The organism is Salmonella sp. 32120201201600049SM (assembly GCF_017572835.1).
Taxonomy (GTDB): domain Bacteria; phylum Pseudomonadota; class Gammaproteobacteria; order Enterobacterales; family Enterobacteriaceae; genus Salmonella; species Salmonella enterica.
Genome location: NZ_JAGESA010000001.1, coordinates 1 through 19,818, shown reverse-complemented (window position 1 = coordinate 19,818; position 19,818 = coordinate 1). Strand labels below are relative to the sequence as shown.

General features: G+C 50.4%; 13 protein-coding genes. 6 read left to right on the top strand and 7 right to left on the bottom strand.

Features of this window, described 5'->3' with window-relative positions:
* Positions 1 to 4: 4 nt before the first annotated feature.
* Both J4650_RS00065 and rlmKL read right to left on the bottom strand, forming a co-directional pair.
* Positions 5 to 1,912, bottom strand: a complete 1,908-nt coding sequence (locus J4650_RS00065) for an ABC transporter ATP-binding protein (RefSeq protein WP_023993508.1) — start codon at positions 1,910 to 1,912, stop codon at positions 5 to 7.
* A 12-nt stretch (positions 1,913 to 1,924) separates the two neighbouring features.
* Positions 1,925 to 4,033, bottom strand: a complete 2,109-nt coding sequence (rlmKL, locus tag J4650_RS00060) for a bifunctional 23S rRNA (guanine(2069)-N(7))-methyltransferase RlmK/23S rRNA (guanine(2445)-N(2))-methyltransferase RlmL (RefSeq protein ID WP_023993509.1) — start codon at positions 4,031 to 4,033, stop codon at positions 1,925 to 1,927.
* Between the two features lie 98 nt (positions 4,034 to 4,131).
* Here rlmKL and J4650_RS00055 point away from each other — a divergent pair, with 98 nt between their 5' ends.
* The gene (locus J4650_RS00055; protein WP_023993510.1) at positions 4,132 to 5,241 is read left to right on the top strand and encodes a YcbX family protein; all 1,110 of its coding nucleotides are present in this window, start codon (positions 4,132 to 4,134) and stop codon (positions 5,239 to 5,241) included.
* Here the strand turns inward: J4650_RS00055 and zapC are convergent.
* From zapC to pepN, 3 genes are all read right to left on the bottom strand, one after another.
* Positions 5,238 to 5,780: a cell division protein ZapC gene (zapC, locus tag J4650_RS00050; protein WP_001220671.1), complete on the bottom strand. Its 543-nt coding sequence runs from the start codon at positions 5,778 to 5,780 to the stop codon at positions 5,238 to 5,240. The two genes, J4650_RS00055 and zapC, sit on opposite strands and share 4 nt — an antisense overlap.
* A 165-nt stretch (positions 5,781 to 5,945) precedes the next feature.
* Positions 5,946 to 6,956, bottom strand: coding sequence for a quinone-dependent dihydroorotate dehydrogenase (gene pyrD, locus J4650_RS00045; RefSeq protein ID WP_000291723.1), 1,011 nt, complete (start codon positions 6,954 to 6,956; stop codon positions 5,946 to 5,948).
* Between the two features lie 207 nt (positions 6,957 to 7,163).
* The gene (gene pepN / locus J4650_RS00040; protein ID WP_023993512.1) at positions 7,164 to 9,776 is read right to left on the bottom strand and encodes an aminopeptidase N; all 2,613 of its coding nucleotides are present in this window, start codon (positions 9,774 to 9,776) and stop codon (positions 7,164 to 7,166) included.
* Between the two features lie 266 nt (positions 9,777 to 10,042).
* On the opposite strand from pepN, the gene pncB reads away from it, so the two are divergent.
* The gene (pncB, locus tag J4650_RS00035) at positions 10,043 to 11,245 is read left to right on the top strand and encodes a nicotinate phosphoribosyltransferase (protein WP_023993513.1); all 1,203 of its coding nucleotides are present in this window, start codon (positions 10,043 to 10,045) and stop codon (positions 11,243 to 11,245) included.
* 80 nt (positions 11,246 to 11,325) lie between these two features.
* On the opposite strand, the gene J4650_RS00030 is transcribed toward pncB, so the two are convergent.
* Both J4650_RS00030 and dpaL read right to left on the bottom strand, forming a co-directional pair.
* Positions 11,326 to 12,759, bottom strand: coding sequence for an amino acid carrier protein (locus tag J4650_RS00030; RefSeq protein WP_000893191.1), 1,434 nt, complete (start codon positions 12,757 to 12,759; stop codon positions 11,326 to 11,328).
* A 245-nt stretch (positions 12,760 to 13,004) separates the two neighbouring features.
* On the bottom strand, positions 13,005 to 14,219 hold the full coding sequence (dpaL, locus tag J4650_RS00025; protein WP_020438006.1) for a diaminopropionate ammonia-lyase: 1,215 nt from the start codon (positions 14,217 to 14,219) through the stop codon (positions 13,005 to 13,007).
* Positions 14,220 to 14,535: 316 nt separating this feature from the next.
* Here dpaL and J4650_RS00020 point away from each other — a divergent pair, with 316 nt between their 5' ends.
* From J4650_RS00020 to aspC, 4 genes are all read left to right on the top strand, one after another.
* Positions 14,536 to 14,997 (top strand): Lrp/AsnC family transcriptional regulator, encoded by a 462-nt coding sequence (locus J4650_RS00020; RefSeq protein WP_000762342.1) that lies wholly within the window; start codon positions 14,536 to 14,538, stop codon positions 14,995 to 14,997.
* A gap of 200 nt (positions 14,998 to 15,197) precedes the next feature.
* Positions 15,198 to 16,598 (top strand): asparagine--tRNA ligase, encoded by a 1,401-nt coding sequence (asnS, locus tag J4650_RS00015; protein WP_023993514.1) that lies wholly within the window; start codon positions 15,198 to 15,200, stop codon positions 16,596 to 16,598.
* A 606-nt stretch (positions 16,599 to 17,204) separates the two neighbouring features.
* Positions 17,205 to 18,296 carry a porin OmpF gene (gene ompF, locus J4650_RS00010; RefSeq protein ID WP_000977709.1) on the top strand — a complete coding sequence of 364 codons (1,092 nt, stop codon included), beginning with the start codon at positions 17,205 to 17,207 and terminating at the stop codon, positions 18,294 to 18,296.
* 184 nt (positions 18,297 to 18,480) lie between these two features.
* The gene (aspC, locus tag J4650_RS00005) at positions 18,481 to 19,671 is read left to right on the top strand and encodes an aspartate transaminase (protein ID WP_000462653.1); all 1,191 of its coding nucleotides are present in this window, start codon (positions 18,481 to 18,483) and stop codon (positions 19,669 to 19,671) included.
* Positions 19,672 to 19,818: the final 147 nt, after the last annotated feature.

Below are 19,818 nucleotides of genomic sequence, written 5' to 3'. Positions count from 1 at the left end.
TTCGTTATGCCCCGTTTTTCAGGCCTTCAAGATACTCCCAACGTTCGAAGGCTTGCTCAAGTTCTTGCTCCGCCTGACTTAAATCGGCCAGAACTTTTTGCGTTTGCTCATGGGGTTGGCTAAAAAAGGCCGCATCCGCAACCTGCGCCTGTAGCGCTTCCAGCTTCGCTTCCAGGTCTTCAAGCTGACCGGGTAACTGCTCCAGCTCGCGCTGCAGTTTATAGCTTAGTTTGCTACTGCCACGTTTTACAATTTCTGCTTTAGGGGCAATAACTTCCTCATTTTTTTTCGCCATCGGCTGTTTCGTCGCCAGATGCTGCTCTTGCTGCGCACGCGCATCATGGTAGCCGCCGATATAACGTCCGATTTTGCCGCCGCCCTCGAAAATCCAGCATTCCGTCACGGTATTATCGACAAATTGCCGATCGTGGCTGACCAGTAGTACCGTGCCCTGATAGCCATCAATTAATTCTTCTAATAGTTCCAGCGTTTCGACGTCAAGATCGTTCGTTGGTTCATCGAGAATTAAAAGATTGCTCGGCTTGAGGAACAGTCGTGCCAGCAGCAGACGGTTACGTTCGCCGCCGGAAAGCGCGCGGACGGGTGTCATCGCCCGTTTGGGGTGAAACAGGAAGTCCTGCAAATAGCCCAGTACATGGCGCGGCTTACCGTTTACCATCACCTCTTGCTTGCCTTCCGCAAGGTTATCCATCACGGTTTTTTCCGGATCCAGTTCGGCGCGATGCTGATCGAAGTAGGCGACTTCCAGCTTCGTTCCTACGTGGATGCGCCCGCTGTCAGCCTGAAGCTGTCCCAGCATCAGTTTCAGTAGCGTGGTTTTACCGCAGCCGTTCGGGCCAATTAACGCAATCTTGTCGCCGCGCTGTACCTGAGCGGAGAAATCTTTTACCAGTTGTTTTCCTTCTACCTGGTAATCGACGTTTTCCATCTCAAAAACGATTTTACCGGAGCGCGTCGCCTCTTCGACCTGCATCTTCGCCGTGCCCATCACTTCCCGGCGCTCGCTGCGTTCACGACGCATCGCTTTTAACGCCCGCACGCGCCCTTCATTACGGGTGCGGCGCGCCTTGATACCCTGGCGAATCCAGACTTCTTCCTGCGCCAGTTTGCGATCAAATTCCGCGTTTTGTAATTCTTCTACGCGCAGCGCTTCTTCTTTCTCCAGCAGGTATTGATCGTAATTTCCCGGATAGGTGACCAGTTTGCCACGATCGAGATCGACAATGCGGGTCGCCATATTGCGAATAAACGAACGATCGTGAGAGATAAAAATAATCGTTCCGTTAAAGGTTTTCAGAAACCCTTCCAGCCAGTCGATAGTTTCGATATCCAGATGGTTAGTCGGTTCATCCAGTAACAATACGCGCGGATTGCTGACCAGCGCCCGACCCAGCGCGGCTTTACGCAGCCAGCCGCCGGAGAGCGACGACAGCGCGGCGTTAGGATCGAGTCCAAGCTGCGCCAGCACTTCATTAATACGGTTTTCCAGCTGCCACAGATTATGATGATCGAGCTGTTCCTGTACGCGCGCCATTTCATTGAGGTTTTTCTCGCTGGGATCGGTCATCACCAGACGGGAAATCTCATGATAGCGCTTGAGGTATTCCGCTTGTTCTTCGATACCTTCGGCGACAAAGTCATAGACGCTGCCCGCAATATTACGGGGCGGGTCCTGTTGCAGACGCGCGACGATCAGATCCTGCTCATAAATAATACGCCCATCGTCCAGACCCTGTTCGCGGTTGAGGATCTTCATCAAGGTGGATTTCCCGGCGCCGTTACGCCCCACCAGACAGACGCGTTCGTTATCTTCGATATGCAACTCTGCGTTATCGAGAAGCGGCGTGTCGCTGAACGACAGCCATGCGCCATGCATACTGATTAATGACATTTACTTTTCCTTTCAGGCGGCGCGGATCAGCCAGCAGTTATGAATCTGACGGTTACGGGCAAAATCCGGGGAGAGCGTTTTTTGCGTAATTTCTTGTGCAGTAAGCCCCAGCTCAGCCAGCCCTTCCAGATCCATACGGAATCCGCGCTTATTATTTGAGAACATGATGGTGCCGCCTTTACGCAGCAGACGTTTTAAATCTTTCATTAACGCGACATGATCGCGCTGAACATCAAACGACTCTTCCATACGTTTTGAGTTAGAGAACGTCGGCGGATCGATAAAGATCAAATCGAACTGTTCATTCGCCTCGCGCAGCCAGCCCAGGCAGTCGGCCTGAATCAGGCGATGCGCGCGGCCGCTCAGTCCGTTCAGACGCAAATTACGTTCGGCCCACTCCAGATAGGTGCGGGACATATCCACCGTTGTGGTGCTGCGCGCGCCGCCCAGACCCGCATGTACACTGGCGCTGCCGGTATAAGAAAAGAGATTCAGGAAATCTTTGCCTTTGCTCATTTCTCCCAGCATTCTGCGGGCAATACGGTGATCGAGGAACAGACCGGTGTCGAGATAATCCGTCAGATTTACCCATAAGCGCGCATTATATTCGCTGACCTCAAGGAACTCGCCCTTCTCGCTCATTTTCTGATACTGGTTTTTTCCTTTTTGCCGTTCACGGGTTTTTAACACCAGTTTATTCGGCGGAATACCGAGCACTGACAAGGTTGCCGCAATAATATCGAACAGACGCTGCCGCGCTTTTTGCGCATCCACCGTTTTCGGCGGCGCATATTCCTGAATCACCGCCCAGTCGCCGTAACGGTCTACCGCCACGTTATATTCCGGCAGGTCGGCATCATACAAGCGATAGCATTCAATCCCTTCCTGGCGCGCCCATTTCTCCAGCTTTTTAAGATTTTTACGCAGGCGATTAGCGTAATCTTCCGCCACCGTCGCCGGCTTACTGTCCGCCGTGGTTTCCGCAATATGATAGTTTTTCTGCACGCAGTCCAGCGGGCCATTCTTGGCTTTAAACTGTTTGTCGGCACGTAATTGCAGGCTGCCCAGCAGATCGGGCGAAGCGCTGAACAGCGACAGGTTCCAGCCGCCAAACTGATTTTTCATGGTACGGCCCAACAGGCTGTGCAACGCAATCAGCGCCGGTTCGCTGTCCAGACGTTCGCCGTAAGGCGGGTTACTGATCACCGTACCATACGGGCCTTTCGGCAATGGATTACTCAGTTGCGCCACATCTTTCACTTCAAAGGTGATAAGCTCCCCGATACCGGCGCGACGGGCGTTGCTGCGCGACCGCTCAATGACGCGCGCATCGCTGTCGGAACCATAGAAATGAGAGGAATACTCCGCCAGTCCCTTACGCGCCCGGGTCTGCGCTTCGGCTTTCACTTCCTGCCAGATAGTTTCGTCATGCTGTGCCCAGCCGCTAAATCCCCAGTGACCACGGTGCAGGCCCGGCGCGCGATCGGTCGCCCACATCGCGGCCTCAATCAACAGTGTCCCCGAACCACACATAGGGTCGAGCAGCGGCGTACCTGGTTGCCAGCCGGAACGCATAACAATCGCTGCCGCCAGCGTCTCTTTAATTGGCGCCAGCCCGGTGCGATCGCGATAACCGCGCAGGTGCAGGCCATCACCACTGAGATCCAGCGCAATGCTGGCAGTTTCTTTATTCAGCCAGACGTTAATACGGAGGTCCGGCGATTCGCGGTCCACATTTGGACGCGGAAGATTTTTCCGCGTAAACGCATCGACAATCGCGTCTTTAACTTTCATCGCGCCATACTGACTATTACGGATGGTGTCGTTCAGGCCGCTGAAATGCACCGCAAACGTCGCGCCAGGATTAAAAATCTCTGTCCAGTTTATCGCCTGAACGCCGAGGTAAAGATCGAGATCGCTGTAGACCTTGCACTCACCCATCGGCAGGATAATACGCGAGGCCAGGCGGCTCCACATCAGGCTCTGGTAAATAAGCCGCGTGTCGCCCTGAAAATGGACCCCACCCTGAACAACCTGACACCCTACGGCGCCCAGTTTTTCCAGTTCAGTTTTTAACAGCTCTTCCAGCCCGCGGGCCGTACTGGCAAACAGAGAATTCATATTGTCACTTTTACGCTAAGAAAATTGTTGCGCATTATAGCTAATCTCACGCCCATGTCATAAAGTTGAAGGCTTATTTTCATTTGAGGGACTGTACGGTGGCGACGTTATCACGGCTCTTTATTCATCCGGTCAAATCCATGCGCGGCATTGGCCTGACTCATGCGCTGGCAGATATCAGCGGCCTGGCTTTTGATCGCATCTTCATGGTGACCGAGCCTGACGGCACATTTATTACCGCCCGCCAGTTTCCACAAATGGTACGTTTTACCCCTTCTCCCTTACATGACGGCCTCCATTTGACCGCGCCAGACGGCAGTAGCGCGCTGGTTCGCTTTACGGATTTCACCCCGCAGGATGCGCCGACCGAGGTCTGGGGAAACCATTTTACCGCTCGCGTCGCCCCGACGGCGATTAATCAATGGTTGAGCGGCTTTTTCTCCCGCGATGTCCAGTTGCGCTGGGTTGGGCCGCAGTTGACACGCCGGGTCAAACGACATAACGCGGTGCCGCTGGGATTTGCCGATGGCTACCCGTATTTATTGACCAACGAAGCCTCGCTGCGCGATCTGCAACAGCGTTGTCCGGCAGGCGTACAAATGGAACAATTTCGCCCAAACTTAGTGGTTTCCGGCGTAGCGGCCTGGGAGGAAGATAGCTGGAAAGTGCTTCGCATTGGCGATGTGATTTTTGACGTCGTGAAGCCCTGTAGCCGCTGTATTTTTACGACCGTCAGCCCTGAAAAGGGGCAAAAACATCCTTCCGGCGAACCGCTGGCGACACTGCAAGCTTTTCGTACCGCCCAGGACAATGGCGATGTGGATTTCGGTCAGAATCTGATTGCCCGCAATAGCGGCGTCATTCGCGTCGGCGATGAGGTGGAGATTCTGGCGACAGCCCCGGCAAAAGCTTATGGCGCCACAACGCTCGACGACAGCGTTACGCCAGAGAAACACCCGGACGCGAGTGTAACCATCGACTGGCAGGGGCAAACCTTCTGCGGGAATAATCAACAGGTACTACTGGAACAGTTGGAGAATCAGGGGATTCGTATTCCGTATTCTTGCCGGGCTGGTATCTGTGGTTGCTGCCGGATACGTTTGCTGGAAGGCGAAGTAAGTCCGCTGAAAAAATCGGCTATGGGTGACGATGGTACGATTCTGAGCTGTAGCTGCGTGCCTAAGACCGCGTTACGACTGGAAAATTAAACCGCTTGTTCAAGGCTGAAACTGTGACAGTGAACCTGCGGTTTCAGCCTGTCGTTCATAATTTTAATCGCATCGCCAAGCTGCATGGTTCGGCCTGCTATCACCACGCCCGGCTGGGCCAGCAGACACAACGCGGCATTTTCTCCCGGCTCAACGACCAGCAAATTAACCTGTTCCGCCGTATCGCTTAACCAGACGCTTGCGGCATCGCCCGTTCCCGGGGTCCACATTTCGCCATGCGCTACAAAATGCCAGCTTTTTGGCATCTGCGGTTTGAGATAGCGAATCGCCACCAGCGCATTCAATACCAACTCCGCGCGTTGCTCTTTGGTTAATTCGAAATCCCGGCATTTTTCTTCAAAGGAAAAATAGAGCGCGGCATCATCCACACAAAAACCGGTCGGGCAAAACGCGTCCGGCGTAAGCATTTTACGAGAGAAGCGCGAGCGAAAAAGCATACCATTGGCGAGATCGAGCATCATACGATCGTGCTCTTCATCATAATACCAGCGCCAGTTATCGTCAGGTTTAATTCGCATTACCTCTCTCCCGCTTTTAAGCAACTCGTAACAGCATTGTCCTTTTGCCGCTTCGTTTATTACCCCAATAATAAAAGCCTAAAATGTCTAAATAAGCAACAGTGGAGAAATATAAAACAACCAGCGCCGGAAATAAAGCCCTGGTTGTCTGATAAAGGCTAAAGTTTAGATGTGCGTTACGATTTCTTTAATCAATGGCGGGCCTTTAAAAATAAAGCCGGAATAAATTTGTACCAGCGTAGCTCCTGCCGCTATCTTCTCGCGCGCGGCGATAACTGAGTCAATGCCGCCGACGCCGATAATAGGCAATTGTCCTTTTAACTCCTGAGATAAACGGCGAATAATTTCTGTGCTTTTTAATTGTAATGGCCGGCCACTTAATCCCCCCGTTTGCTGGCAATTTTTCATTCCTTGTACCAGAGAACGATCGAGGGTGGTATTTGTCGCAATCACCCCATCAATATTATGACGAAGCAGGCTATCGGCAACCTGGATCAATTCTTCTTCACAAAGATCCGGCGCGATCTTTACTGCCACCGGCACATATTTATGGTGGATCGCCTGAAGATCGTTTTGCTTATTTTTAATGGCAGTTAACAGATCGTCCAGCGCATCGCCATACTGGAGCGTACGTAGCCCTGGCGTATTCGGCGAAGAAATATTAATGGCGATATAACCCGCATAAGCATAGACTTTTTCCATACAAATCAGGTAGTCATCTTTGCCATTTTCGACAGGCGTATCTTTATTTTTACCGATGTTAATTCCCAGAATACCATCAAAATGGGCTTTTTTAACATTCTCGACCAGGTTATCGACGCCCAGATTATTAAAGCCCATCCGATTGATGAGACCTTCAGCATCCACCAGACGAAAAAGACGCGGCTTATCGTTACCCGGCTGTGGGCGCGGCGTCACGGTGCCGATTTCCAGGGAGCCAAACCCCATCGCGCCTAACGCGTCGATGCACTCCCCGTCTTTATCCAGACCGGCAGCCAACCCCAGTGGATTTTTAAAGGTAAGTCCCATGCAGGTAACCGGCTTTGTCGGTACTTTCTGGCGCACCAGCGCTTCCAGCGGCGTACCTGTAATGCGGCGTAATTGTTGAAATGTAAATTCATGAGCGCGCTCTGGATCGAGCTGGAAAAGGGCTTTACGAACGAAGGGATAGTACATGAACTCTCCTGGATTCCCGGTGTGCAAACCGGGGGCGTATTATGGGCGATAACAAGGCAAAAGGGAATTGACCTACGGCAATAAATAGCAATCGTTTTCCTTCATTCTCACTTCACGTTTCGCCAGGGAGCGTCATCGTCCGGCAAAAAAATACCCGGCAGCGCTAACGCTTACCGGGCATGTCTTACCTCTTTATAACGGATACTGTCAGGCTAACGCTTTAGTTATCTTCTCGTACAGATCGCCGGAAAGATTCTCCAGTCCTTTTAACTGCTCCAGCGCCGCGCGCATTTTCTCCTGACGCTTATCATCATAACGTTTCAGACGAATCAGCGGTTCAATGAGGCGAGATGCTACCTGCGGGTTACGGCTATTCAGATCGGTCAGCATCTCGACCAGGAACTGGTATCCGCTACCGTCTTGCGCATGGAACGCCGCCGGGTTGCTGCCAGCAAACGCGCCAATTAATGAACGGATGCGGTTCGGGTTGCTCATACTGAAAGAACGGTGTTTGAGCAGGCCGCGTACGGTTTCCAGTACATTTTCCGCCGGGCTTGTGGATTGCAGGATAAACCATTTATCCATCACCAGGCCGTCCTGATGCCACTTATCGTCATACTCCTGCATCAGCGTATCGCGGCACGGCAACTGCGCCGCCACCGCAGCAGACAGGGCCGCCAGCGCATCGGTCATATTATTGGCGTCGCGATACTGTTTGCTGACCAGCGTATTAGCCAGCTCCGTCTCGCCGAACGCCAGGAAGCGCAGGCAAGCATTGCGCAGCGTGCGCTTACCGATATCGCCGTGATCAACACGATACTCATCCAGATGATTGGCGTTATAGATAGCCAGGAACTCATCCGCCAGTTCTGCCGCCAGCGTACGCGTTAGCGCTTCACGAACTTGCGCAATGGCGATCGGGTCAATGACCTCAAACAGCTCCGCAATTTCATTGGCCGAAGGCAGCGTTAAAATTTCTGCGGCCAACGCCGGATCGATTTTCTCATCCAACAGTACTGCGCGGAACGCATCAGCGACATGCACCGGAAGCGATAGCGGTTGCCCCTGCTGATGACGCGCCACATTCAGTTTAATGTATGTGGCCAGCAGACTTTGCGCCGCATCCCAACGGGAGAAATCATTGCGCGCATGGCGCATCAGGAACGTCAACTGCTGATCGCTCCATTTATATTCCAGTTTCACCGGCGCTGAAAACTCGCACAGCAAGGCCGGAACAGGCTGGAAGTAGACATTATCGAAGGTAAATGTCTGCTCCGCCTGCGTGACGTTCAGCACGGCGTTGACCGGGTGACCGCCTTTTTGCAACGGAATGACGTTGCCTTCGTTATCGTACAGTTCGATGGCGAATGGAATATGCAGCGGCTGCTTCTCCGCCTGATCCGCCGTCGCCGGAGTGCGCTGGCTGATGGTCAACGAGTACTGCTCGGTTTCCGGATTATAATCATCTTTTACCGTTACAATCGGCGTGCCGGACTGACTGTACCAGCGGCGGAAATGGGACAAATCGACATTAGAAGCATCTTCCATCGCCTGTACGAAGTCATCACACGTCGCGGCGCTGCCGTCATGGCGCTCAAAATAAAGCTGCATCCCCTTCTGGAAATTTTCCTCACCCAGCAACGTGTGGATCATGCGAATGACTTCCGCGCCCTTTTCATAAACGGTGAGGGTGTAGAAGTTATTCATTTCGATTACTTTATCCGGGCGGATAGGATGCGCCATCGGGCTGGCGTCTTCCGCGAATTGTAAACCGCGCATGGTACGCACGTTACTGATGCGGTTCACCGCGCGTGACCCCAAATCAGAGCTAAACTCCTGATCGCGGAACACGGTTAGCCCCTCTTTCAGGCTCAACTGGAACCAGTCGCGGCAGGTGACGCGGTTGCCGGTCCAGTTGTGGAAATACTCATGGCCTATCACGCGCTCAATATCGAGATAATCTTTATCCGTCGCGGTATCGGTTCGCGCCAGCACGTATTTGGAGTTAAAGATATTGAGACCTTTATTCTCCATCGCGCCCATATTAAAGAAATCCACCGCGACAATCATATAGATGTCGAGGTCATATTCGAGCCCAAAACGCGTTTCATCCCATTTCATGGAATTTTTCAGCGAAGTCATTGCCCACGGCGCGCGATCCAGATTGCCACGGTCAACGTACAGTTCTAATGCGACTTCACGCCCGGAGCGGGTGGTAAAGGTATCGCGCAGCACGTCAAAATCACCGGCCACCAGCGCAAACAGATAACACGGTTTCGGGAACGGATCTTGCCACTGAACCCAGTGACGGCCATTCTCCAGTTCACCCTGCGCAACACGGTTGCCATTGGAAAGCAGGAACGGATATTTGCTTTTATCGGCAATAATTTTGGTGGTAAATCGCGCCAGTACGTCCGGGCGGTCAAGATACCAGGTAATATGGCGGAAGCCCTCCGCTTCACACTGGGTACAGAGCGCATCGCCGGACTGGTACAATCCTTCCAGCGCCGTATTCGCCGCCGGACTTATCTCGTTGACAATGCGTAACGTAAAACGCTCTGGCAGGTCGCTGATGATAAGCGCGCCCTCTTCTTCCTTATATGCTGTCCACGGCGCATCGTTGACGTGGATAGATACCAGCGTTAAATCTTCCCCATCAAGGCGAAGAGGCGCATCAGGCGCGCTATGACGAACAGCCTGGCTTATTGCGGTGACCACGGTTTTTTCGGCATCGAGGTCAAAGGTCAAGTCAATATCAGTAATCTGGTAATCCGGCGCGCGATAGTCATGGCGGTATTTGGCTTGTGGCTGTTGTGTCATAAAAAACCTTTCGCATCTTTGTGTAGAGTGTCGACTCCAGTCTATTCCTGTTGCGCAAATCGCGCTACGCAGAATGTTCATCTTTTCAGGCACAAACGGCCTATTTGCTACATTTTTATAACATGGGGCACGAAATGCGCTCGACCCTAAAGACAGCTTATGGTGTGATCGGGGTTCAATAAATCGCTAAACAAGGTATACTCCAGCGGTTTTCTTAGTTGTTTATTGTACTAAACGCTCCCGTGAGAGGACGCAACAGCGCACCTATGACACAATTCGCTTCTCCTGTTCTGCACTCGTTGCTGGATACAGATGCTTATAAGTTGCATATGCAGCAAGCCGTTTTTCACCACTACTATGATGTGCAGGTAGCGGCTGAGTTTCGTTGCCGTGGCGACGACCTGCTGGGTATTTATGCCGATGCTATTCGCGAGCAGGTGGACGCGATGCAGCACCTGCGCCTCCAGGAGGACGAGTTCCAGTGGCTCTCCGGCCTGCCCTTTTTTAAACCGGATTATCTGAACTGGTTACGCGAGTTTCGCTATAACCCAGATCAAGTCTGTGTCACCAACGATAACGGCAAGCTGAATATTCGCTTAACCGGCCCGTGGCGTGAAGTCATTATGTGGGAAGTGCCGCTGCTGGCCGTGATCAGTGAGCTGGTTCATCACTACCGCTCGCCAAACGCGGGTGTTGATCAGGCGCTCGACGCGCTGGAAAGTAAGCTGGTTGATTTCACTGCGTTAACCGCCAATCTCGATATGTCCCGCTTCCACCTGATGGACTTCGGCACCCGCCGCCGTTTCTCTCGTGAAGTGCAGCAGGCGATAGTTAAACGTCTCCAGCAGGAGTCATGGTTCGTCGGCACCAGCAACTATGATCTCGCGCGTCGCCTGGCGCTGACGCCGATGGGCACTCAGGCGCACGAATGGTTCCAGGCGCATCAACAAATCAGTCCGGACCTGGCGACTAGCCAGCGTGCCGCGTTGGCCGCCTGGCTTAACGAATATCCGGACCAGCTTGGTATCGCATTGACAGATTGCATTACAATGGATGCGTTTTTACGCGATTTCGGCATTGAATTCGCCAGCCGTTATCAGGGGTTACGCCACGACTCAGGAGACCCTGTCGCATGGGGCGAAAAGGCGATTGCCCATTATGAAAAGCTGGGGATTGATCCGCTGACAAAAACGCTGGTCTTTTCAGATAACCTTGATCTGCCAAAGGCGGTCGAGCTCTATCGCCATTTCGCCTCTCGCGTGCAGTTAAGCTTCGGCATCGGTACCCGCCTGACCTGCGATATCCCTCAGGTAAAACCGCTCAATATCGTGATTAAGCTCGTGGAATGTAACGGAAAGCCGGTGGCTAAACTTTCCGACAGCCCCGGTAAAACGATCTGTCATGATAAAGCGTTTGTGTGCGCGCTGCGTAAAGCGTTCGATCTCCCGCAGGTGCGTAAAGCAAGTTAACCATGCCTGTGCGAAGCGCCCGGAAAGTGGGCGCTTTGTTACTCTTCTGACCATCTTACCTGTTCTGGCCGCGATGGTGACTATTCTTCCCCTTCACTCTTCGACATATTTACGTGCGTAATTTGCGTTGTTTTTTCAGAATTAGTGTCCCGCTGTGTACGCGTTCTGAAAATATTGAATTCGCTAATAAATTCTTTACGCAGCAAGAACAGAGCAATTACGTTGGGGATAACCAGAAAACCGACAGCAATATCAGCCATTAACCAGATTACCGGGATTTCCATATTAACGGCAATCAGTGGCGGCAAAAAATATAGCCATTTAATGATGCGTTCTAGCTTATCGCCAAAGATATAGTTTATCGAAGTGCGAAATTTAATATATGAACCAAGATAAGAAGTAAACAGAATCAACGCCACACCGAGACAGAGAACCTGAACAATAATCGGATGCCATGTTTCTTTTAAGGCGGCAAAGATAATCTGAATACCTTGATAACTGGCGTCTGTCCACATACCAGAAGCAAGTACAGCAAATGCGGTAAAGTTACAGGTAATCATTGAGACAAAAAAAACTTCCACTGCCCCCCACATTCCCTGACGGAAAGCGTAATCCACGTTGGCAGTAGCATGTACTGTGGCCGAGGTACCCATGCCGGCTTCGTTAGTGAATATTCCGCGACTGGCTCCTTTACTGATGGCCATCATGATGGTTGACCCGACAAAGCCACCGGCTGCTGGCGCAGGGGCAAAGGCATAATAGAAAATACTTTTTATAACCTGTGGGATAGCCTCGATATTCAATACCACTACACCAGCGGCACCAATGAAATAGGCAATGGTGATCGGTGGAAGTGCAATCGTACAGAATTTACCAAGACTGGCGAGTCCTTTTAAAATAACCAACGCGCCTACGATGACAATAAATCCTCCGATGACGCTTGTTGGGATGTCAAACGTATAGTGAATGACCGCCGCCATCGTATTAGTTTGCACAAAACAGGCATCCGTAATAACCAGAATCATTAATGCAAACGCATACAATCCTGCCAGGGGATGCCATTTTTTATTGAGCCCTTTCTTAATATAATGCATTGGGCCGCCATAATATTCGCCATTCTCACCTTTACTTCGGTATTTCACCGCCAGCGTCACTTCAACCATTTTGGTCATCATACCCACGACCGCAATGATCCACATCCAGAAAATTGCCCCAGGCCCGCCAACCGCAATAGCCGCAGCAACACCTGCGATCGTTCCCGCGCCTAATGAGCCGGATAGCACAGTGGCAGCCACCTCTATTGATTTTAAGGATTTTTTAGACGCTGCCTCGCCAGTAGTGTTTTGTTTATTTTTTCCGGCAAGTGTACCAATTGTATTACGGTAAATTTCTTTTAAATTGATAATCTGGAAAAATTTGAGGCGTACTGTAAAATAAAAACCAATGCCGATGACACACAAAAATAATGGGCCACCCCATAGAAATTCAAAGAGTTGTGAAAGTTGCTCTAACATAATGACCTCGGATTTAAATTAATTCGTTCAGTCTCAGAAATAATCTTTCCAGTTCAGCGTAATCCTGAATTTTGCCAACAACACTAAACTGGAAAGTCAGCGGGTAGGAGCATCCCTTACTCACTAAATGCCGTTTTAATGGTATATTGTTATGAAGTCTTGCTTCCTGCATTAGGTTTATTATGCGTATAAAAAACGCATTTTTTACATGCTACCTTTATTATCTAATTTTTTAGTCGTAATGTTTAAGCACTGCGTCCGTTCCAGACTATATCTTCATAAATATCTGGGGACGTATCGCCTTCGGTGCTAATAAGCAGAACATGAGCACTGGCATCAAGCTGTAAGCGATTAGCAAGATCCTGATAATGCATATTGTTCATCAACTCATAAAGTAACCCTACGCCAATAGCTCCGGACTCGCCGGAAATAAAAGGCGTATCCGTACCTGGGCGCGGCGCGGCAGAAATACGCATACCCTTAGCCGCCAGACAGTCATCAGCGGAAATAAAACAACTGGTGTTGTCCCGAATAATAGGCCAACTGATAATATTCGGCTCCCCACACGCAAGCCCGGCCATTATCGTCGCCATATCGCCAGTGACGCAGTGAGGTTGACCATCATTCATAACTGCGGATTGATAAAGACAGTTGGCCTGATGCGGCTCAACCACAATAATATTAGGGATATTTTCCTGCATTTTTTCAACAAAATAACCCATAACACTGCCAGCAAACGATCCCACCCCCGCTTGTAAAATAAGATGGGTTGGCAACGGACTGTTTGTTTCTGCGAGCTGCTCATAAGCTTCAACCGCTAGTGTCATATAGCCTTGCATAATCCACGTTGGGATCTCTTCATACCCTGTCCAGGCTGTATCCTGCAAAAGCACCCAGCCTTTTGTTTGCGCCATTCTATGGGCCAGTCGCACTGCATCATCGTAGTTCAGATCGGTGATGGTGCATTCAGCTCCATGATGACGAATATTCTCTGCCCGGATTAACGATGATCCCTTAGGCATATAAACGACGGCTTTTAGACCTAATTGCTCCGCCGCCCACGCCACACCACGGCCATGATTGCCATCCGTCGCGGTAACAAAAACACAATCTTTAATTTTTTCTTTAATCTCAGGAGTGTTAAGGGCAGCAAAACTTAACGAGTTAATATCACATTGCAATTTATCAGCGAGATATTTTCCTACAGCATAAGAGCCGCCCAGACCTTTAAAAGCATTCAGGCCAAAACGCCAGGATTCATCTTTAATATGGATGGACCCTAGTCCAAGCCGCTGGCTTAGATGCGCCAGATTATGTAACGGCGTGACGGCATAATTGGGTAATTTTTTATGAAATGCTAACACCTCATGCCCAACATTTCCGTTAAGCAAACTTAAGGCCGCTCCTGTACCATATTTTTTCCGACGTGTATTAAACTGATATTTAATAAGCTCATGCATAATGATACCTTTTGTTAAAGTTTATTTACTGAAATAATATATTTTTGTCAATTATTGAGTAGAAACAAGCAAAGAACTCGCGTTTTGTGGCTGTAGTAGTGGTTATCCTCACTTTAATAAACGTACTGATAAAAGAGTCGCACAATATCTATTACGTCCTTTTCTTTATTCCGCTGATTATGATAGTACTATGCTTATTGCTGTTAAATGGCGCGAAAATGCCCATCGTCGTGCAATTTTCACCTTTTTTTAACGGCCTGGACGCGGCAAAATTGCGCACAGTGATAGTCATCACATTAAAGAGGTTATTTGCGATATGAAGCTTGACGCCTGGGATAAAAACATTCTGACATTATTGCAGCGCGATAATCGTCTTTCTCAGCGGGAAATCGCCGAACAGGTCAATCTTTCACCTTCGGCAGTGAATCGTCGTATCGCGGCACTGGAGGAGGCGGGCATAATTAAAGGCAATGTCAGCCTTATTGATGCTGGCAAAGTGGGACGCCCGGTCACGATTGTGGTGCAGGTGGTGATCGAAAACGAGCGATTCAATTTACTGGAAGAGGCTCGTCAACGGTTTGTCAGTTGCCCGCAGGTGCAGCAGGTCTACTACGTAACGGGCGATTTCGACTTTTTACTGGTGCTCAATGTTCGTGACATGGCGGAATATGAAGCGCTTACCCGTGAGCTTTTCTTTTCCTCAGGCAATATTAAGTCTTTTAAAACGATTGTCGTGATGCAAAACGCCAAGCAAGAGATGCGCGTCCTGATCGAGTAACGTGCGCAAAGCTTGCAAAACCAGCCTAAATTCTCAATGGTTCGCGAGCAGGTGCGAACTTTTTACAGGTTTCTTTCTGAAAACCTGCTTTCAGATGCGATTTCTGCTTGTCTGATTGCAGATGCCAGGTAACATAGGAATACCCCCATTTCGGGTGGACAAGTGTTTATTTTTTCCGACTATTAACTAGAGAGAATATTATGAGCGTTGTGCCTGTAGCCGACGTACTCCAGGGCCGCGTAGCCGTTGACCAAGAAGTCACCGTTCGCGGATGGGTGCGTACCCGCCGAGATTCAAAAGCTGGCATCTCCTTCCTCGCCGTTTATGACGGCTCCTGCTTTGATCCTGTACAGGCTGTCATTAATAATTCTCTGCCCAATTATAATGAAGAAGTATTACACCTGACGACAGGCTGCTCCGTGGTAGTAACAGGTAAGGTTGTCGCGTCGCCGGGACAGGGGCAAAGTTTCGAAATCCAGGCCACGAAAGTAGAGGTCGCAGGCTGGGTGGAAGATCCGGATACCTACCCGATGGCGGCAAAACGCCATAGCATTGAGTATCTGCGTGAGGTCGCGCATCTGCGCCCGCGCACCAACCTGATTGGCGCGGTAGCGCGCGTCCGCCATACTCTGGCGCAGGCGCTGCATCGCTTCTTCGATGAGCAGGGTTTCTTTTGGGTCTCTACCCCGCTGATTACCGCTTCCGATACCGAAGGCGCTGGCGAAATGTTCCGCGTCTCAACGTTGGATCTGGAAAACCTGCCGCGTAACGACCAGGGCAGAGTAGATTTTGACAAAGACTTTTTTGGCAAAGAATCATTCCTGACCGTCTCCGGCCAGCTCAACGGTGAAACGTATGCCTGTGCGCTGTCCAAAATCTATACTTTTGGGCCGACCTTCCGCGCGGAAAATTCCAACACCAGCCGCCACCTGGCGGAGTTCTGGATGCTGGAGCCGGAAGTGGCGTTCGCCGATCTGGAAGACAACGCCCGTCTGGCGGAAGCCATGCTGAAATATGTCTTCAACGCGGTTCTGAAAGAGCGTGCGGATGACATGAAGTTCTTTGCCGAACGCGTGGATAAAGACGCTATCGCTCGTCTGGAGCGTTTTGTCTCCACCGACTTCGCTCAGGTGGATTACACCGATGCGGTCGCCATTCTGGAACGCTGTGGTAAGACATTTGAAAACCCGGTGTTCTGGGGCGTCGACCTCTCTTCCGAACACGAACGCTATCTGGCGGAAGAGCATTTCAAAGCGCCGGTAGTGGTGAAAAACTATCCGAAGGAAATTAAAGCGTTTTACATGCGCCTTAACGAAGATGGCAAAACCGTGGCGGCCATGGATGTGCTGGCGCCGGGAATCGGCGAAATCATCGGTGGTTCCCAGCGTGAAGAGCGTCTGGATGTGCTGGATGCCCGTATGGCCGAAATGGGGCTGAATAAAGAGGATTACTGGTGGTATCGCGACTTGCGTCGCTACGGTACTGTACCGCATTCCGGCTTTGGCCTGGGCTTTGAACGCCTTATCGCTTACGTCACAGGTGTGCAAAACGTGCGCGATGTTATTCCGTTCCCACGGACCCCACGCAACGCCAGCTTCTGATTTTTACGTCACACTCAAGGCCAGCTATGCTGGCCTTTTTTTTCGCCTGAATGTCAGTTTTATTATCAATAAGTAAATAAATTTAATTACAACCCTCTGAATTACCACATCTTGTTACTGTATATTTCACGAAAATATTTACACATAAAAATTAATCCTTAATTTTATTGCGGATTAGATTTTTCTGCTCTAATAGCACAATTTTTCACCACAATTTCGGACATCAAGACTTCTAAATGGCTATTTTTATGAAATAGCTCGTCTGCTGCTTTTTCAGGCACAACGGTTCTACAAGCCAATAATTACAATAAAATCATAATGATAAAAGAAAAACGATCAAATCAAAGCGAGAACTCAGGGGAAGTTTGACGTTGTTCACAAAGTTCCATGAAAATAACATTTGCTTACATATTTTTTCCTTTTGAAACTAAATCTTTATATTTGTAGCACTTTCACGGTAGCGAAACGTTAGTTTGAATGGAAAGATGCCTGTCAGACACATAAAGACACCAAACTCTCATCAATATTTCTGTAAAGTTTTATTGACGGAATTTATTGACGGCAGTGGCAGGTGTCATATAAAAAAACCAATGAGGGTAATAAATAATGATGAAGCGCAAAATCCTGGCAGCGGTGATCCCTGCCCTGCTGGCTGCTGCAACCGCAAACGCAGCAGAAATTTATAATAAAGATGGTAATAAGCTGGATCTGTACGGTAAAGCCGTGGGTCGTCACGTATGGACAACGACCGGCGATAGTAAAAATGCCGACCAGACTTATGCCCAGATTGGTTTTAAAGGGGAAACGCAGATTAACACCGATCTGACCGGTTTCGGTCAGTGGGAATATCGTACTAAAGCAGACCGCGCTGAAGGCGAACAGCAGAACTCGAATCTGGTACGTCTGGCTTTCGCGGGTTTGAAATACGCGGAAGTGGGTTCAATCGATTATGGTCGTAACTACGGTATCGTTTACGATGTTGAATCCTATACCGATATGGCCCCCTACTTCTCCGGCGAAACCTGGGGCGGCGCCTATACCGATAACTACATGACCAGCCGTGCTGGCGGTTTGTTGACCTACCGTAACTCTGACTTCTTTGGTCTGGTGGACGGTCTCTCTTTCGGTATCCAGTATCAGGGTAAAAATCAGGACAACCACAGCATTAACTCTCAGAATGGCGATGGCGTAGGTTACACCATGGCATATGAGTTCGACGGCTTTGGCGTCACCGCAGCGTACAGCAACAGCAAGCGTACTAACGATCAGCAGGATCGCGATGGTAATGGCGATCGCGCAGAATCGTGGGCCGTTGGCGCGAAATATGATGCAAACAACGTCTACCTGGCTGCCGTATATGCTGAAACCCGCAATATGAGCATTGTTGAAAATACGGTTACCGATACCGTGGAAATGGCAAACAAAACGCAGAACCTGGAAGTGGTCGCTCAGTACCAGTTTGACTTCGGCCTGCGTCCGGCAATCTCGTATGTGCAGAGTAAAGGTAAGCAGTTGAACGGCGCCGACGGCTCGGCCGATCTGGCGAAATATATTCAGGCGGGCGCGACTTACTACTTCAACAAAAACATGAACGTATGGGTTGACTACCGTTTCAACCTGCTGGACGAAAACGACTACAGCTCCAGCTACGTTGGCACCGACGATCAGGCGGCTGTCGGTATTACTTACCAGTTCTGATCAGCAGACCCCTTTGTTTTATGCCTCAAAAACAGGACTTCGGTCCTGTTTTTTTATCTCTCTTAGAGAAAATGTGCGTCTTTCAAAAACAGGCGGGCTTTTTAGCGCTAACGGTTGGCATTTTGTAAATCTGCCGTTAACCTGATAGCGGATTTCCCTTCTGTAACTATAATGGAACCTCGTCATGTTTGAGAACATAACCGCCGCTCCTGCCGACCCGATTTTGGGCCTGGCCGATCTGTTTCGCGCCGATGACCGTCCAGGGAAAATTAACCTTGGCATTGGCGTATATAAAGATGAAACCGGCAAAACACCGGTGCTCACCAGCGTTAAAAAAGCCGAGCAGTATTTACTGGAAAATGAAACGACGAAAAACTATCTCGGCATTGACGGGATTCCGGAATTTGCTCGCTGCACTCAGGAACTGCTGTTCGGCAAAGGCAGCGCGCTGATTAACGATAAGCGCGCACGCACGGCGCAAACGCCGGGCGGTACCGGCGCGTTACGCATTGCCGCCGACTTTTTGGCAAAAAATACTCCGGTAAAACGGGTGTGGGTGAGCAACCCCAGCTGGCCGAACCACAAAAGCGTGTTTAACGCTGCCGGCCTGGAAGTTCGGGAGTACGCTTACTACGATGCGGAAAATCACACGCTGGATTTTGAAGCGCTACAAGCCAGCCTGAGCGAAGCACAGGCCGGCGATGTGGTTCTGTTCCACGGTTGCTGTCATAACCCAACCGGCATTGACCCTACTCTGGAACAGTGGCAGGTTCTGGCTGAGCTTTCCGTTGAAAAAGGGTGGCTGCCGCTATTCGATTTCGCTTACCAGGGCTTTGCCCGCGGCCTGGAAGAAGATGCGGAAGGTCTGCGCGCCTTTGCCGCGCTGCATAAAGAGCTTATTGTCGCCAGCTCCTACTCCAAAAACTTCGGCTTATATAATGAGCGCGTCGGCGCCTGCACCCTCGTTGCCGCCGATGCGGAAACCGTGGATCGCGCTTTTAGCCAGATGAAATCCGCCATTCGCGCTAACTACTCCAACCCGCCAGCGCACGGCGCGTCCATCGTCGCGACTATCCTGAGTAATGACGCCCTGCGCGCTATCTGGGAACAGGAACTGACGGACATGCGCCAGCGTATCCAGCGTATGCGTCAACTGTTCGTGAATACCTTGCAGGAAAAAGGCGCGAACCGTGACTTCAGCTTTATTATCAAGCAGAACGGGATGTTCTCATTCAGCGGTCTGACCAAAGATCAGGTGCTGCGTCTGCGTGAAGAGTTCGGCGTTTATGCCGTGGCTTCTGGTCGCGTGAACGTGGCGGGCATGACCCCGGATAATATGGCGCCACTGTGCGAAGCCATTGTCGCGGTACTGTAAAAAGCTGCCGACTGGCGTGATGACTAGTCCTGATATAGGTTGACAGTTTTTTGTCTGTAAAACGCCTGATGAACATCATCGGGCGTTTTGTATTTCAGGGCCAGGTGTGGCCGTTCATGGTTATAAATTGCCACGGACTCTTTTACT